The organism is Halomonas sp. QHL1 (assembly GCF_001882345.1).
In the GTDB taxonomy this organism is placed as follows: domain Bacteria; phylum Pseudomonadota; class Gammaproteobacteria; order Pseudomonadales; family Halomonadaceae; genus Vreelandella.
On the sequence record NZ_MINL01000001.1, the window covers coordinates 971,189 to 987,601 of the forward strand.

At 55.4% G+C, this 16,413-nt stretch carries 13 protein-coding genes; 8 read left to right on the forward strand and 5 right to left on the reverse strand.

Going from position 1 to position 16,413, the window contains the following annotated elements; translation table 11 throughout:
- Positions 1-28 precede the first annotated feature (28 nt).
- The gene (locus tag QHL1GM_RS04405; protein ID WP_071693385.1) at positions 29-268 is read left to right on the forward strand and encodes a DUF2789 domain-containing protein; all 240 of its coding nucleotides are present in this window, start codon (positions 29-31) and stop codon (positions 266-268) included.
- Between the two features lie 10 nt (positions 269-278).
- Here QHL1GM_RS04405 and QHL1GM_RS04410 read toward each other — a convergent pair whose 3' ends face one another.
- Positions 279-947 carry a VTT domain-containing protein gene (locus QHL1GM_RS04410; RefSeq protein ID WP_071693386.1) on the reverse strand — a complete coding sequence of 223 codons (669 nt, stop codon included), beginning with the start codon at positions 945-947 and terminating at the stop codon, positions 279-281.
- Entirely contained in the window at positions 948-1,373 is a 426-nt protein-coding gene (locus QHL1GM_RS04415; protein WP_071693387.1) for an SRPBCC family protein, read from the reverse strand.
- Between the two features lie 221 nt (positions 1,374-1,594).
- On the opposite strand from QHL1GM_RS04415, the gene queC reads away from it, so the two are divergent.
- The 4 genes from queC to QHL1GM_RS04435 are packed head-to-tail and all read left to right on the forward strand — an operon-like array spanning position 1,595 to position 4,069.
- A complete protein-coding gene (queC, locus tag QHL1GM_RS04420) occupies positions 1,595-2,308 on the forward strand; it encodes a 7-cyano-7-deazaguanine synthase QueC (RefSeq protein WP_071693388.1) in 714 nt (237 codons plus the stop codon).
- Positions 2,308-2,964: a 7-carboxy-7-deazaguanine synthase gene (gene queE / locus QHL1GM_RS04425; protein WP_071693389.1), complete on the forward strand. Its 657-nt coding sequence runs from the start codon at positions 2,308-2,310 to the stop codon at positions 2,962-2,964. The genes queC and queE overlap by 1 nt, the downstream gene beginning before the upstream one ends.
- Positions 2,964-3,815 carry a 6-carboxytetrahydropterin synthase gene (locus tag QHL1GM_RS04430; RefSeq protein WP_071693390.1) on the forward strand — a complete coding sequence of 284 codons (852 nt, stop codon included), beginning with the start codon at positions 2,964-2,966 and terminating at the stop codon, positions 3,813-3,815. The genes queE and QHL1GM_RS04430 overlap by 1 nt, the downstream gene beginning before the upstream one ends.
- Entirely contained in the window at positions 3,812-4,069 is a 258-nt protein-coding gene (locus QHL1GM_RS04435) for a YkgJ family cysteine cluster protein (RefSeq protein WP_071693391.1), read from the forward strand. Before QHL1GM_RS04430 ends, QHL1GM_RS04435 begins: the two co-directional genes overlap by 4 nt.
- A gap of 21 nt (positions 4,070-4,090) precedes the next feature.
- Here QHL1GM_RS04435 and QHL1GM_RS04440 read toward each other — a convergent pair whose 3' ends face one another.
- The gene (locus QHL1GM_RS04440; RefSeq protein WP_071693392.1) at positions 4,091-7,990 is read right to left on the reverse strand and encodes an AAA family ATPase; all 3,900 of its coding nucleotides are present in this window, start codon (positions 7,988-7,990) and stop codon (positions 4,091-4,093) included.
- A 27-nt stretch (positions 7,991-8,017) separates the two neighbouring features.
- Positions 8,018-8,683 (reverse strand): tRNA-(ms[2]io[6]A)-hydroxylase, encoded by a 666-nt coding sequence (locus QHL1GM_RS04445; protein WP_139245639.1) that lies wholly within the window; start codon positions 8,681-8,683, stop codon positions 8,018-8,020.
- A gap of 568 nt (positions 8,684-9,251) precedes the next feature.
- Between QHL1GM_RS04445 and acnB the strand changes: the two genes are divergently transcribed.
- The 3 genes from acnB to QHL1GM_RS04460 all read left to right on the forward strand — a co-directional run bounded on the left by acnB (position 9,252) and on the right by QHL1GM_RS04460 (position 14,525).
- Complete coding sequence (gene acnB / locus QHL1GM_RS04450; RefSeq protein ID WP_071693394.1) at positions 9,252-11,855, forward strand: bifunctional aconitate hydratase 2/2-methylisocitrate dehydratase; 2,604 nt, start codon at positions 9,252-9,254, stop codon at positions 11,853-11,855.
- Positions 11,856-12,045: 190 nt separating this feature from the next.
- Positions 12,046-12,540, forward strand: a complete 495-nt coding sequence (rraA, locus tag QHL1GM_RS04455; protein ID WP_175540349.1) for a ribonuclease E activity regulator RraA — start codon at positions 12,046-12,048, stop codon at positions 12,538-12,540.
- Between the two features lie 41 nt (positions 12,541-12,581).
- Positions 12,582-14,525: a glycerophosphodiester phosphodiesterase family protein gene (locus tag QHL1GM_RS04460; RefSeq protein WP_071693396.1), complete on the forward strand. Its 1,944-nt coding sequence runs from the start codon at positions 12,582-12,584 to the stop codon at positions 14,523-14,525.
- Between the two features lie 8 nt (positions 14,526-14,533).
- On the opposite strand, the gene ggt is transcribed toward QHL1GM_RS04460, so the two are convergent.
- The gene (gene ggt, locus QHL1GM_RS04465) at positions 14,534-16,324 is read right to left on the reverse strand and encodes a gamma-glutamyltransferase (RefSeq protein WP_071693397.1); all 1,791 of its coding nucleotides are present in this window, start codon (positions 16,322-16,324) and stop codon (positions 14,534-14,536) included.
- Positions 16,325-16,413: the final 89 nt, after the last annotated feature.

Here is a 16,413-nt window from a genome sequence, read left to right on the forward strand (position 1 = left end):
TTTTAACCGCTTGAAGGAGCAACAGATTATGGAAAAACCGGTACACCATTTCAGCGAACTATTCGAGCAGTTGGGACTGGCATCAGACGCAGATTCAATTGAGCGCTTTATCCAACGCAACGCCCCGCTCCCGGAAACGATGCCATTGGCTGAAGCCCCCTGCTGGAACGAGGGTCAGGCAGAATTTCTAAAAGAAGCGGTAGAAGAAGATGCGGATTGGGCAGAGGTCGTCGATCACCTTGACGCCTCGATGCATAAGCACCAATAGGATCGCCGACTTAATAAACGTTGCGCGCCGCCTCTACGCGGCGCCTGAACCAAGCTCCTATCAATAACAACAATGCCAGCGCTATTAATGGTAGCACCACATCAAATTGCAGCGCATTCTCCTCCTCAATTGCCTCCAAAGCGCCATAAATCGCACTACTATAAACGCCCCATTTCACCGCTAAACCAAGCGTCGCTGCCAACAAATAAGTCTTGAGGGAAATACTACGCAGACCTGCCGCAAAATTAATAACCGAGTGAGGGAAGCCAAGTAATATCCGCAGGGCACACTGGGTCATTAAGTCGCTACGCTGCTCCAGCATCTCCATAACCTTCAACGTCAAACCGCTTGGGTTCCAGTTCTTTCCAGCGCGCGTGGCTATTTGATACGCTCCCAGCGCGCCTGCAACACTGCTTAGCGTCAGCATCACTGTGGCAATTTTCGGTGGGTAAAAGGGTGCAATTAACCAAAGTCCAATACTGCCAGGCAGTCCAATAGCTAAAGTAACAGCCATAATCACCATCACGCCTATAATAACGACGGGATGATGCGACGCTTGAGAAGCCCACTGCTTCACCACCATCAAATCTGGCGAATACCAAAGCCATACATAGGCCAGCATGGCAAAACATGTAAACCCTAACGCCCAACGCCAAGGATATCTTGGTGGGCTATTCATTCAAACCTGCTTATCATTCAAACGCGCCTCTACACGTTCAAGAATCTGACGGCTGACTTTGCTGACGAGCGGCTTGGCCGCTTTGTTAACGGCCTTTTCCATTAAGCGGTTGCGAATTTCATAGCTTAGCGTCAACGCCACTTCGGTTCCTTCTGGCACTTCGCGAAGGCGATAGCGACCCTGGTTCTTGACGCCATTCAACGATTCCCAGGCAAGCACATTGGGCGGCTTAATCTCGGTAACCATGACATCAAACGCCCAGTCCATACCCACGGCGCGTACGTGCCAGCGATAACGGTTTACGCCCAAGGTTTCTATTGACCGAATCAGATCCGAGTAATCGGCAAAATCCTCGACGCGGCGCAATAGTTCAAATACGCGTTCCGGCGGAGCGTTAATGATTTCGCTATGTTCAATCGTTGCCATTGGTTCGCCTCTAACAACATGGATGGTTAGCGTAGCATGTTGATATTAATGCTGCCCACCTACGCACTTTTTACCCCAATGAGGTACGTCGATAGACGCTAGAACTGGTCAGATTAACGGCTATTGCGTAAACTGCCGCCCTTCCGGACCGGACCCCGGAACGCCGCGCCAGTCAAATGCTGCTCGCGATTAATAAATTCTCCGACAAAGAGTGTTTTCTCATGTCCTCAATACCCCCAGTGGCGGCTGATAAAGCCACCACGACCGTCGTTATCTATTCCGGTGGAATGGACTCTTTTACCGTGCTCCACCGCGCGCTGAGTGAAGGGCTTACGGTACACGCGCTTTCGTTCGACTATGGACAGCGGCATGCCCGCGAACTCGATACTGCCCGCCAAGTATGTGCTTCGCTGGGACTGCCCCATCAAGTGGTCGATATTCGCGCCATACACGGCCTGATTGATAATTCGGCGCTCACCGATCCCGAACAAGCAATGCCCGAAGGCGACTACGACACGGACAACCTGCGCGCGACAGTCGTACCCAATCGCAATATGATCCTGCTCTCCCTGGCGATTGCCAAGGCAGTCAACATTGGCGCAGAGCGAGTCGACTACGGTGCCCATGGCGGCGACCACGTTCTCTACCCCGACTGTCGCCCCGAGTTCGTCGAAGCGATGAATCACGTCGCAGGCATCGCCAACTTCGAACCAGTGCAGCTCCACGCCCCTTACCTCACAGTAAGCAAAGCCGACATCCTGCGTGAAGGCCTCGCGATGGGGTTGGATTACCGTCATACCTGGACCTGCTACGAAGGCCGAGAACTGGCCTGTGGCGTGTGCGGCAGTTGCCGCGAACGACTGGCCGCCTTTGCCGCCAACGGTGTCACCGACCCACTGGCTTACAGCGTAGACAACGCAGCAGGTCAGCGCTGATGTATCAGGTCAAAGAAGCCTTTTATACTCTGCAGGGGGAAGGCGCCCAAGCGGGCAGAGCGAGCGTGTTCTGTCGTTTCAGCGGCTGCAATCTGTGGTCGGGCCGTGAGATTGATCGGGCAACGGCTAAATGCACCTTTTGCGATACTGACTTTATCGGCACTAATGGCATCAATGGCGGCAAGTTTGCCACTGCCACCGGCCTTGCTGAGCATATTGCCGCGCTCTGGCCCAGCCAAGGCGGTGACACCAAGCTACATGCGACGCCCTATGTGGTGTTTACCGGCGGTGAGCCGCTGCTGCAGCTTGACACGGCGCTGATTGCCACGCTGCACAGCCATGGGTTTGAGGTGGCCGTCGAGACCAACGGTACGCTGGCCCCACCCCCAGGCATTGACTGGTTATGCGTAAGCCCTAAGGGCAGCAACCCTTTGGCCGTTACCCAAGGCGACGAGTTAAAGCTCGTTTACCCCCAGGCAGATGCTCCCCCAGAGCAGTTTTCAAGCCTAGGGTTTCGCCACTTCTTTCTACAGCCGATGGATCTTGCTCCTCTCAATCGGGATAAGACCAACGTCGTTGAAGCGACCGCCTACTGTATGGCTAACCCACAGTGGCGTCTGTCGCTACAAATGCACAAATTAGCAGGCTTTGATTAATGTCCCTATTCGTAAACCAACTGACCCATATCGACGTCTCCCTCTGGTGCCCCCAGCGCGGCCTAGTGGGCTGTAGCTGGCAGGTGGACGCAGTGCTGGATGGCGAGCTGGGCGAAGATGGCATGCTGTTCGATTTTGGTGAAGTCAAGCCGTGGATCAAGCGCACACTAGATAGCGGCTTAGATCATACTCTTCTAGTGCCCACCCAGGCGCCTGGAGTGACTATTACAGAGTGCCCTGAAGGTGTTTGTGTGCGTACCAACACGCCCTACCCGATGGAAGTGCGCGGCCCCAAAGAGGCGTTTAGCCTGCTGCCCTGGCAAACCATTGAGCTTGACACGGTAGCTGAGCATTTAAGCCAGCAGCTCACCGAACAGCGCCCTAAAAATGTCCACCAGGTCACCCTAACGCTTAACGACGAGGCCATTGAAGGCGCTGCCTATGGCTACACACACGGCCTGAAGCGCCACGCAGGTAACTGCCAGCGTATCGCCCACGGCCACCGTTCGCGGCTACATATCTTTCAGAAAGAGGTGCGTCAACCTAAGCTAGAACAACAGTGGGCCGCATGGCTGGAAAATCGCTACCTGCTTGAAGAGGCGGATATCACCTCCCGGGATAACGACTTCCTTACCTGCGGCTATCGGGCCGCCCAAGGCGATTTCTCTATTACGTTGCCACAGTCGCTATGCGCAGTGCTCCCCGGCCCCACCACGGTAGAAAATATTGCCGCCTGGCTGGCAAAAGAGGTTGCCACGCAATGCGGCGTAACCACGCGCATCCAAGCCTTTGAGGGCATTAACAAGGGCGCGATTGCCGTATTTTCACCTAGTCCAAGTGCTAGGCTATGAGTGAAGGGTGTCGTGCGGGGTGTGGCGCCTGCTGCATCGCGCCCTCAATCAGTTCAGCCATCCCCGGCATGCCTGAGGGCAAGCCGGCGGGCGTCCGCTGCGTTCAGTTAGACGGGGATAATCTGTGCCGTTTATTCGGCGATCCGAGCCGCCCCAGGGTCTGCGAGCGCTTTAAGTTTGACGCTAGTGTGTGCGGCGAGCACCGGGAAGAGGCGCTCGCCACCTTGAGGTGGCTGGAGCAGGACACTCGATAAAGAGTGCCCTGCTTTTGCTTATCAACCTTCAGCGCCTACCGGCCGCGGCAAACGGCGATCCAGCAAGCTGATCCAGCGGGTTAGCACCGGCGCATCGCTGTGGCTGACTTCGCTCAACAGCTGCCTAAAGCTCTCTTTCGCCTGCTGGTCGTTGGGCTCAATACGCGTCAGCCATAGCTCAAGAGCCGCTAGCTCCTGGTGGCGATTGCCGTGCTCGCGGGACTGGTTTATCGCCATTTCCGCCAATGCCTTGACCTCATTGGCGGGGTGTCCAAGCAGATCACGCACCTTGGCCAGTTGGGTGGCTAATTCGGGCAAAAATAGCGTGGTACGTTCGCGAGCAATCACCAAGCACTGATCGAGGTACTCCTCTGCGGCATTTAACTCGCCTAGTTCAATGCAGGCATCCGAGTACCACAGCACCGGCCGCTGGTAGCGGTCGCGACCGTTCAGCTCCGCCATCTGATCCAGGCTGTCGCGTAACTGAGTCAACCCGGTAGCATCGCCGGCCAGGGCTCGTTGCCAACCGAGAATACACTGGCTGGAAATTTGCCACAGCTGTAAATCAGGCGTCCCGGTCATTGCTGCTGCCCGCTCCGCATGTCGCGCAGCGAGGTGGATGTGGCCTAGCTGGCGATAGAGCGCAGCGGCAAATAGCAGCGCCAGCGCCAAAGTGCCGGGGTGGGCAATCTTCTCCGCCAGTCGAATCGCCGCTGACACCTGACGCTCGGCACGCTGATAATCACCGCGCAGGCAGAGCGCCCAGCCTTGGAAGCAGGCGGCCGAAACTTGCGGATGATCGGAGAACGGCAGCCATTCGATCATCATTTGCGCATTGAGCGGATCGATTTCATCTAAATGGTCGTGAGCCTGCTGAATGCGACCCGCCCAGTACTCGCAGTTGGCGCGGGCATAGTCGGCCAAACGACGATAGCGAGGGTCTTCAAGGCGTGCGGCAAGATCAGCAAGCGTCGACGCCAGTGCGAAGGCATCGGCATGGGCATAGCGCTGGCTGCGCCCCACCCAGAGCCCCCATTTAACGAGGAATATCTGCTCTAGATCTTCGGGGTCCTCCAGGCTATCGGTACCCGATTCGCGCAGCAGCTCCCGGGCACGTACAAAACTTTCGTGAGCGGTTGGCGAGCCGTGCCCCTCAAGAGAGAACGCCGCCTGACCACGCACGGTGAGTAGACTCACTTCACGCTCAACCTCATGCTCAACGTGGCGCAGGCTTGCCAAACCGAAATCGGCCATACGTAGCGCGGTTCGGTTGGCGCTCACTTTAAGTGCTTCCCGGGCGGCCAGTTCGAAATAGCGAGCGCCACGGGCATAATGACCGCTCCGGCGCAGATGGGTGGCAAAATCGCCGGGGTGGCGACTAATCCATACCGGGAAGCGCTCCTCTATTAAGGTCACCACCTGTTGGTGCAGCTTGACCCGCACATCCCGCGGACAGGAGAGATAGGCCGCTTCTTGCAGCAGCTGATGGCTAAACTGGTATTCCTGCTCACCGCTCTCTTTATCGACCGGCTCGACAATCTCCAGCGCCCGCATATGTTCGAGCGCTTGGTTAAGCCGCCCTTTTTCCCAACCGCTGCACTCGAGCAGGAAATCCAACCGGAAGCGCTTACCCAGCACTGCGGCTACGTGGGCAATTTCGCGGTCACCCTCAAGCTGATCAATACGGCTTGCCAGCAGCCCTAATAACCCTTTTGGCAGTTCATTGAACTGGACACTGCGCCCTTCGCGGCGATCCATATCCAAGCGTCGACAAATTTCCTGCATATAGAGAGGCACGCCATCGCAGCGCTCTATAATCTGGTTGCGTAGCCGTGGGCTCAAGTGAATGCGGTAGCGCCGTGAGAGCTGCGACAATAGTCGTGAAGACTGCTGCGAATCCAGATTCCCCAAACTAATCTGCTGATCCCAGTGCAATTTCACCGGCAGCAATTCTCGGCCGTGGTGGCTAGCCACCAGCATAAAGGCGGTGTTGATAGGTAAACGTGCCTGCAGCCCAGCGAGCACTTTAAACGAAGGCTCATCGAGCCACTGCAAATCATCGATCATCAGCACCAGGGTATGCGTGGTGGCTTGACGCTCGATTAAGCGGTGCAGCAACATCACCACCAGCTCAACGGCTTCACCACTTTGAGCAAGCTGAGTGATCTCCTGAACTTCGTGCACCCCAAGCGCCTCTTCCAGCAGGTGCTGTCGCTCGGGCGTAAGCTGATCAAACGCCAGCGTCGCCTGTAGCTCGTGAATCGCCTCAACGGTCAGCGGTTGCTTGAGATACCAGCTAACCAGCGTGCGAGCAACGCCGTAAGGGTCTAGCACCGATAGCCGCGTGGTGGGCTGCCAACAAATAGCCGCATCGCGACTAAGCTCTAACTGGCGGAAACCGACCATCAGCGCCGACTTACCCATGCCAGACGCCCCGCGGACTAACACGCTTTGACGCAAACCTATACCTGCCCGCGCCAACGCATCGCGCAGCGTACGCAGAGAGGTTTCACGCCCGACCAGGCTAGGCGGCAGAGCATCGCGGCCGCCTTCGTTTTGGCCCAGCACTAGAGCGCGCAGTCGAACGCGACCGTCGCTAGCCACCAAACGCGATACCAGCCGTGGCTGTAGATCAAGTGCGGGTGGCATGTGCTGGCTGGCTTCTTGAGAGATAACAAGCTCACTGCCTTCGGCTGCGCTCATTAGCTCCAGCGAGGTTTGGGTGACTTGTCCCAGCGGGTCCGCCAATTGCCGCTCGGGCAGGTAGACAACTCGCCCGCTGTGCAAACCAGCGGCCAGCTCAAATTGCGGCACCTCGCCTTCACCAGACCAGTGACGGGCACTCTCTTGGGGAAGCGCCTGACGGCAGTGCTCATAGAGCGCTACCAACTCAGCTAGCTGGTGAGCAGGTCCATGTGTGCCGAAACATGCCAGCCCCAAGCCGCCGGTGGCGCCAGGCAGCCAGAAGCCGCCCAAGTGATGGCACTGCTGCTCTAGCCAGCGCAATAGCTCCAGTTGAAGAGTGAGGCAGTGGCGCGTTGCTGCACGATCCTGCCAATCCCCTTTTAAGCGTAGCCGGATAGCCATCACGGATAGCTGGCGCAACTCAATCTCATCTTCACGAAGAGGCTTGCTATCCGCCGCCAGCGCGCGGGAAAACGCGCCTTGAGGACTCATCATGCGGGGGTCGTGGTGACCATCAGACCAGTAGCTGGCTAACTGCAGGAAGCTGGGCTCAGGCTGCTGACCTGACAACGCCAGTAGCTGCAAGTAGCTATTGTACTGCTCGTGAGCGGCGGCCATTTGGTTCTGCTCAGCCAGTTGGCGTACCAAGCGCTCATGAAACGGGCCGTAGCCGGAAAAGCGACTGACCAGGGTTTCCAGGATCAGATCAGGCACATCGGTATGCCCGTCGAGCACCTGCTCAGCAAAACGAATGACGCGTTGGCGCCACTCATTGCGCACCTGGACTAACCAACGCTGAAATTCACTACAGCTTGCCAATTGAAGCTCTTCAATCAGGTCACCTTGGTAGCAGGACATCAATGCTTCCAAGGTGTCTAAGTCGCGTGGCCCTTCAAGCAGTTGCTGCAGCGTATGCAGGTCGACTTTCCAATTGGCGGGAAGCTGGAAGGCAATCGTTTGCCGGGAGACACTCAACACTTGATCGGCGCTCTCACCTAACGATTGGCGCAAACAGTGCAGCGCGTGACGAAGGTTAGTTCTGCCTGAGGATAACCCTTGGTCGGGCCATAGCAATTCGGCCAGCGCGGCCCGATTAACCGGCTGTCTATGCAGCAGCAGATAAACGAGCAGCGCCTTCACTTTGTCGTAACTAAAGTGGGTTAATACGTCTTCGCCCTGGGTTAGCGAAAAGTGACCAAATAGAGTTAACTGGTCTGTCTCACGAGCATCGCGCATGATAAACATCCTGCCGGGCTAAGCGGCTTAAGCTGGCACACCGCTATGAAAACGAAAAGCCGTATCGGGCGTAGTAATCAGCTCCGCTTCACGCGCTACAAAAAAGGCGATCCGCTCATCAATAGAGTCCGATGTCTGCTGGCGAGCCAGTAATAGGTAGTCCTCAAAATGACGGCCCTCTGACTTCACCAGGGTGCGATAAAACTTGGCTAGCTCTTCGTCTAAATAAGGAATCAAGCAAGCGAATCGTTCGCAGCTACGCGCTTCTATCAGTGCGCCGATAATTAATACATCGATTAGCCGCTCCGGGTCGTTGCTGCGCAGGTGTCGCCTAAGGCCTTCTGCATAACGTGAAGCGGTTAAGTGCTGGTAGGCCACACCGCGTGCCTCCATAAGCGCAACTACCTGTTCGAAATGCAGCAACTCTTCACGAGCTAATTGCGACATTTTGCTTAGCAACAGAGGCTGGTCAACGTAGCGATAAAGCAAGCTCATTGCGGTAGAAGCGGCTTTTTTTTCACACTGCGCGTGGTCAATCAGCAGCGTTTCTGGGTTTTCGAGCGCCCATTGCAACCACGCCTCGGGCGTTGCACAGGCCAGAAAATCGAGCAAACTCTTCGGCAGTAGATCGTCCGCTTTAACCGCGTGATCAGCCGTTTTCAAGACACTCGTTTGTATTGAAGGCTGTGACATACCAGGTTGTATCAACATAATACCATTACCAATCTTATATCTCATTATTGTACAACATATAAGTGCACAAGGCGCTTATAGTTCCCTGTTGCATTGCGTTCTTCATACCCTGCATCGACTATCACTAATGTAGTTGCGCACTTAAAAATGCTCCACACACCTTTAATAATCGCGCTTACAAAAGCACCACAGCAGTAGGATCGCTCTAAGGTTATAAAGTGAGGGCTATGGTAACGCGCTGTAACGACATTCACACCCGTCGAGCTGGAGGTTGGCTACTAAAAGGAAAAAAACTTTCCTGCTTTTTAGCCAATTGGCTAATAAAAAGCGCTTTTTTGATTCGTTTAAATCGTGGCATCAACATAAAGTACAAGAGCCGTCTCTGCTTGCCAGCTTAACATTGTCGACAGTTTGCCGTAGAATCTTAGCCATCCAACCACACGCTGTTTGTCAAGCGTATGTCATATGTGATCAGCCTCACTGCATGCCTCATACCGTGCAACCTGCAGGCCGTCACCATAAGCTTAATGAGAACGTCAAATGAGAACGTCAATGAGAGGGCCCAAACGTGCTTGAAGCTTACCGCCACCATGTCGAGGAACGTGCCGCTGAGGGCGTCCCGCCCAAACCCCTAACCGCCGAACAAGTAGCCTCACTGGTTGAGCTACTGAAAACGCCACCGGCCGGTGAAGAGGAGTTTATCCTCGATTTAATCACCAATCGCGTACCGCCGGGCGTTGACGAAGCCGCTTATGTAAAAGCTGGCTTTCTCACCGCCATTGCTAAAGGTGAAGCAAGCTCTCCGCTGATCGACAAAATTCACGCCGTCAAGCTGCTGGGCACCATGCAGGGTGGCTACAACATCGTTTCAATGGTGGAGCTGCTCGATAACGAGGAGCTTGCCCGCGAAGCAGGCGAACAGCTCAAGCACACCCTATTGATGTTCGACGCTTTCCACGATGTGGAAAGCCGCGCCAAAAATGGCAACAGCGTTGCTAAAGAGGTTATCCAGTCCTGGGCAGACGCCGAGTGGTTCCTGTCTAAGCCGGCACTGGCTGAAAAAATTACCCTGAGTGTGTTTAAAGTTCCTGGCGAAACCAACACCGATGACCTGTCACCTGCGCCGGATGCCTGGTCACGCCCGGATATTCCGCTCCATGCCAACGCCATGCTCAAAAACGAGCGCGACGGCATTGAGCCAGTGGTTCCAGGCACCACTGGCCCGCTCAAACAAATCGACGACGTTAAAGCCAAAGGCTTTCCGGTCGTCTATGTAGGCGACGTAGTTGGCACCGGCTCATCGCGTAAATCAGCCACCAACTCGGTACTTTGGTTCTTCGGCGACGATATCCCCTACGCACCTAACAAGCGCGCTGGCGGTTTCTGCTTCGGTAGCAAAATTGCGCCTATCTTCTTTAACACAATGGAAGACTCAGGCGCCCTGCCGGTTGAGATGGACGTCACCAACCTGAACATGGGCGACGTCATCGATGTTTATCCCTATGCAGGTAAAGTGTGCAAACACGATAGCGATGACGTAATCACCACTTTCGAGCTTAAAACGCAGTTGATTCTGGATGAAGTACGCGCTGGCGGCCGAATTCCCCTGATCATTGGCCGCGGTTTGACTGGTAAGGCGCGTGAGTCGCTGGGTCTGCCCACCTCTGACGTTTTCCGCCTACCCGATCAGCCTAAAGATACTGGCAAAGGCTTCACCTTAGCCCAGAAAATGGTCGGTAAAGCGTGTGGCCTAGAGGGCGTTCGCCCCGGCATGTACTGCGAGCCCAAGATGACTACCGTTGGCTCACAAGACACCACTGGCCCGATGACCCGTGATGAGCTGAAAGACCTTGCCTGCTTGGGCTTCCAAGCCGACCTGGTCATGCAGTCGTTCTGTCACACCGCGGCTTACCCGAAGCCCGTAGATGTGGATACTCACCACACCCTGCCCGACTTCATTATGAACCGTGGCGGTGTTTCGCTACGCCCCGGTGACGGTATCATCCACAGCTGGCTCAACCGTATGCTGCTGCCTGATACGGTGGGCACCGGCGGCGACTCGCACACCCGTTTCCCGCTCGGCATCTCATTCCCGGCCGGTTCAGGCCTGGTGGCGTTTGCTGCTGCCACCGGCGTTATGCCGCTGGATATGCCGGAGTCGGTACTGGTTCGCTTCAAGGGCAAGCGCCAGCCTGGCGTTACCCTGCGTGACTTGGTTCACGCCATTCCGCTCTACGCCATCAAGCAAGGCTTGCTGACCGTTGATAAATCTAACAAGAAAAACGCCTTCTCAGGGCGCGTGTTGGAAATTGAAGGTCTGGAAGACTTAACCGTTGAGCAAGCATTCGAGCTTTCTGATGCGTCCGCCGAGCGCTCCGCCGCTGGCTGTACCATCACACTGTCTGAAGAGAGTGTTACCGAGTACTTGAAGTCCAACATCACCCTATTGAAGTGGATGATGGGCAACGGTTACGGCGACGAGCGCACCATTAGCCGTCGCATTGAAGGCATGGAAGCGTGGCTGGCTGACCCCAGTTTGATGCGTGCCGACCAGGATGCCGAATACACCGAAGTTATCGAAATTGATCTGGCTGAAATTAAAGAACCGGTTCTTTGTGCACCGAATGACCCGGACGATGCGCGCCTGCTGTCTGAAGTCGCTGGCCAGAAAATCGACGAAGTCTTTATCGGTTCATGCATGACCAACATCGGCCACTTCCGGGCCGCTGGCAAACTGCTTGAGAAGCAGCCTGCCGGTAGTTTAAAAACCCGGCTGTGGCTGGCACCACCGACGAAAATGGATCAGCATCAGCTGACCGAAGAGGGCTACTACGGTATTTACGGCCGTGCCGGTGCCCGTATGGAGATGCCGGGTTGTTCACTGTGTATGGGTAACCAGGCCCGCGTTGCCGCTAAGAGCACCGTGGTGTCTACGTCTACACGTAACTTCCCGAACCGTTTGGGTGATGGTGCGAATGTGTACCTCGCCTCTGCGGAACTGGCGGCCGTTGCCGCAGTAGAAGGACGCCTACCCAGTGTTGAAGAGTATCAACGCTATATGGGTGAGTTTGACGCCATGGCGGGCGAGATTTATCGTTATATGAACTTTCACGAGATTGAGGAGTATCAAAAGATCGCCTCAAACGTGATTCCGGTCGCTCAAGAAGCCTAACGCTTGTTAAGCGCTTGAGACAGGCCGCCCCATCGCCGATGCTCGCACCATCGCAGAGGATGTGACCTATTGCATTGTCTGAGTCGATGACCGAACGCCCCGCCACTGTTTTTGCAGAGCGGGGCGTTTTTTATGCACTACATTTCTAGACAGTTTGAATGCCGACAGCTTTTATTCTTAGGAGCATGTGATGACGAATTCGATTGATATAGTGACGCCCGATCTATGCGATGCGCATCCAGAGGTCGCAGTACTTGATCCGCTGTTTGCCAATTTTGGCGGCCTGGAAGCCTTCTACGGCCCTATTCGTACGATCAAGTGCTTTGAAGATAACTCCATGGTTAAGCAGGCCGTTGCCGAGCCGGGTAACGGGGCGGTACTGGTGGTTGATGCAGGTGGTTCGCACCGCTGCGCCATGCTGGGTGATATGCTCGCCGAGCAGGCTGTCGCCAATGGTTGGGCGGGCGTCGTCATGTATGGCTGCGTGCGCGATGTGGATATACTCGCCGCCCTGCCGATTGGCGTTCAGGCACTGGGCAGCCATCCGCGCAAAAGCGAAAAACGTGGCGAAGGACAGCGCGATATCGACGTTACCTTTGCTGGTGTTACTCTTCAGCCCGGTCAGTGGCTGTATGCAGATAACAACGGCATACTCATTGCGGAGAGTGAGTTGCCGCTTTCTTAATAACGAACCTTTATTAATGAAGTTTGTGTTAGAAGAGCCCCTTGCCAGGTGTGGCGGTTACTGCCACCCTGGTGATCCATTCTTACCGCTTAATGACGATACAGCCTTTGACTTACCTTGGCTCCGCCTTACTGCGCACATTGCGCGATCATCTTCGCCCACTGATCGCTTATCACCTATTTTTCACACTGCTCGCCTCAGCATTGTTGTTGCCAGCGATCACCTGGGTGATTCGTGGACTACTGGCCCAACTCAACCGCACCGTTGTCACTAACGATGAATTGATTGCACTGCTCTTTAGCCCGCTGGGCTTGGTAGGCATGCTGGTAGGGCTTGGGTTCGCTTTTCTGATTATTTACTGGCAGCAGGCTGGAATGCTTCAGGTCGCCGTCAGACCTCGCGATAATCACTATCGACTAGCTCTTGAAGCACTTTGGCTGAGCTCTCGTCGACTGCATGCCCTGGCGGGACTTGTCATACTCCAGGTAGGCACGCACTTATTACTGCTTGCCCCCTTTATGGTCGGGCTCGCCTGGCTTTACGACTTCTGGCTGAGTGGTATAGACCCTTACTACCTTCAGCGTGTCCGCCCCCCCGCTCTATGGTATTTCATTGCTTGTGCGCTGCCGCTGATCATCGCCTGGGCATGGTCAGCGTCATGGCTCTATCTGCGCTGGCTACTGGCTCTGCCTTTCGTTGCACTGGAAAGCTCTAACCCCTGGCAAGCTCTCAAGCGTAGCGTTAGCTTAACCCGCGGCTGGCGACGCTCCATTGGCGCTGCTGTACTTCTGTTATTGGTGGTGATTGTTTGCCTACCGCTGCTGGTTACGCTGCTGTTTGATCGGCTATTTACGCCGCTACTGTGGTGGTTGCCCGAGCATAATGCCGTGCTTATACCAGCGATGCTCACGTACTTGATCGGCTATGTACTGGTCACCCTGGCCATTACCTTTATCGGCATTGCCGCCAACGCGCTGCTCTCCGCCTGCCTATATATGCAATTGGCTCACCGAGAAGCGCGCCCAGCGCCACCTCCAAAGGATGTCAATGCGGGCAAATTGGCTTGGGCGGTAGAGCTCAGCGTGCTTATTTTTGCCGGCCTACAAGCATGGTGGATACTCAATAGCTTTGAGATACGTGACAATGTTGCGGTGATCGCCCACCGAGGTAGCTCGATGGTGGCGCCCGAAAATACCCTTGCCGCATTAGAACAGTCACTGATTGATGGTGCTGACTATATCGAAATTGACGTGCGCTTAAGCAGTGACCAGCAGGTAATGCTCTACCATGACCGCAGTATGGCGCGGCTAACCGGCGACAACCGTGAGTTTGGCGAGCTAACCAGAGAACAGTTGAGCCAGTTTGATGTGGGCAGTTGGTTTGGCGATGCATTTCAAGGCGAGAACATTCCTGGCTTGGACGAAGCACTTGAAAGAGTACGCGGAAAAGCGGGATTAATGATCGACATTAAACCTCTGCCAGGCCAAGAGCAGGCGTTAGCCGATGCCGTTATTGATGCCTTAAATGTAGAGAGCGATGTGCGCTATCGCTGCTGGGCGACCCAACAAAGCGCCTTCGATGGCTATGCATTGTGTGGTTTCCCCAATGCACTTTTAGCTATGCGCATGGCCACCATGTCACCTTCATTACTTAAGCATATCAAAGCCCAAGCGCCCGAACTGCGCGTTACCTTACTGGCCCAGCTTATACTGCCTGGCACACTCAATCGGCGCGAATTTGATGCACTAGGGCTACGGCATAACCGCATCACGGAAGGGGAAATTCACTTAGCAAGGCTGTATGGCTACGAGATACACGCCTGGACCGTCAATGATCGAGCCCGAATGTCGACACTGATCGACCTGGGTGTCGATGCCATCATCACCGACTACCCAGATCGTTTAACACAACTTATTTACGATCGGCGCGAATTAAGCGACGGGGCGCTTATGCTGGTGAAGCTGCGCAACTGGCTTCGCCAGTAGGTGTTTACTTAATCGCCCATTACTACCCCTTCGCGACGTGGGTCAGCGCCACCAAACAGCGTGCCATCGTTTAGCCGCATAATGGCCTGGAGCCCGCTGGTTAGCTCCCGCTCGCTTACTGTGTGGCCTCTTTCGCGCAATGATTCGATGGTCGACTCCGAAAAACGACCCTCTTCCACATAGACATCACCGCCCAGCGTAATGGCATGGGGAAGGTTGAGTGCTTCCTGAGCACTTAGCCCCCAGTCACGCATCGCTACTAGCGTACGGGCGGTGTAATGAATAATGGCAGCGCCACCTGGTGAGCCCAAGCTAGCGACTAGCTCACCACTCTCTTGGTCGAATACCAGTGTTGGACTCATGCTGGAACGTGGCCGCTTACCGGGTTCTACTCGGTTCGCCACTGGAACGCCATCCACTTCCGGCGCAAATGAAAAGTCGGTGAGCTCGTTATTAAGCAGGAAACCACCCGCTAACCCCGTGCCACCATCAGACATAATCCGCGAGCCAAATGCCTGCTCGATAGTGGTGGTCATGGCAACCGCGGTGCCGTCCTCATCGACAATACTGATATGGCTGGTACCGTACTCGGGCTGCTCGGGCTGACTAGCCCAGCTAACGGCAAGTTCACCCGGGTTACCCGGCTCAGCGCTATCACCCATGCTCATCTCTTCAATAAGTGCACTGCGCTGCTCCAAGTATTCCGGGGCCAGCATCAGTGACCAGTCGCCGCCCGGCGACTCAACAAAATCGGGGTCGGCAATGTAACGGCCACGATCGGCAAAGGCTAGGCGAGAGGCTTCCAAGAATTGATGCAGCCACCCACTGCTTGCAGCACCACTGTCTAATGGGGCTTCAAGCAGTGGCTGCTGATCAAGCATGCCTAAAATTTGCATCACGGTCAGATGACCCGATGAAGGTGGCGGGAAACCGCATACTTCCCACTGTTGCCAAGGCGTGCACAGCGGCTCGCGGTTAAGCGCTTCATAACCACTCATGTCCTCAAGCGTCAAACCGCCTGGGCGTTCTGGGTGGCTCTGAACGCGTTCAACGATGTCTTCCGCCACTGTGCCTTCATGCAGGGCAGCGCTGCCTTGCTCTGCTACACGGCGAAAAACAGCTGCCAAGGCCGGATTTTTAAGCGTTTCGCCAACCGCAATTGGCTCACCGTCTGAATCATAATAGAACTGACTCGCTAATGGGTCTTGGCGCAGGAATTCATCGCCTGCCAAGCTAGTATGCAACCGATTGCTAACCGCAAACCCCTCCTCAGCCAGAGTGATTGCCGGGGTAAATAGCGCATCCCAGGCCAGTTCGCCATGCTCAGCGTGAGCTTTCTCAAGCATACGCAGCGTTCCAGGCACTCCCACGGAGAGGCCGCTAATCACGGCTTCATTAAACGCCAGCGGCTCACCATCCTGCATAAAGAGCTCACCGTTAACGCCTTGGGGCGCGGTTTCACGACCATCGTAGGCACGCACCTCATCGCCATCGTAGTGCATCAAAAAAGCACCACCGCCAATACCGCTGGACTGAGGCTCGACCAGGTTCAGCACCATCTGCACCGCGATGGCTGCATCAATGGCGTTACCGCCGGCTTTCAGGACTTGGTAACCGGCATCGGTGGCTAGCGGGTTGGCCGCAGCTACCGCAAACGACTCTGCTTCCCAGCCGGGCTTCTCTTCATACCCCGACTCGCTTTCAGGAGAAATGGAGGGTGTCTCATAGCTAAACCCCCAGCTATACAATGGCGCTACCAGCAAAACAGGTAGCGCAAACTTAACCGATTTTGGTGACATCTCAGCGCTCTCCACGACAAGTTAAAAAAACCACTCCAAAAGGGTAGCCTATTAAAACATCAACGCCCGGCACAATGGCCGGGCGTAAA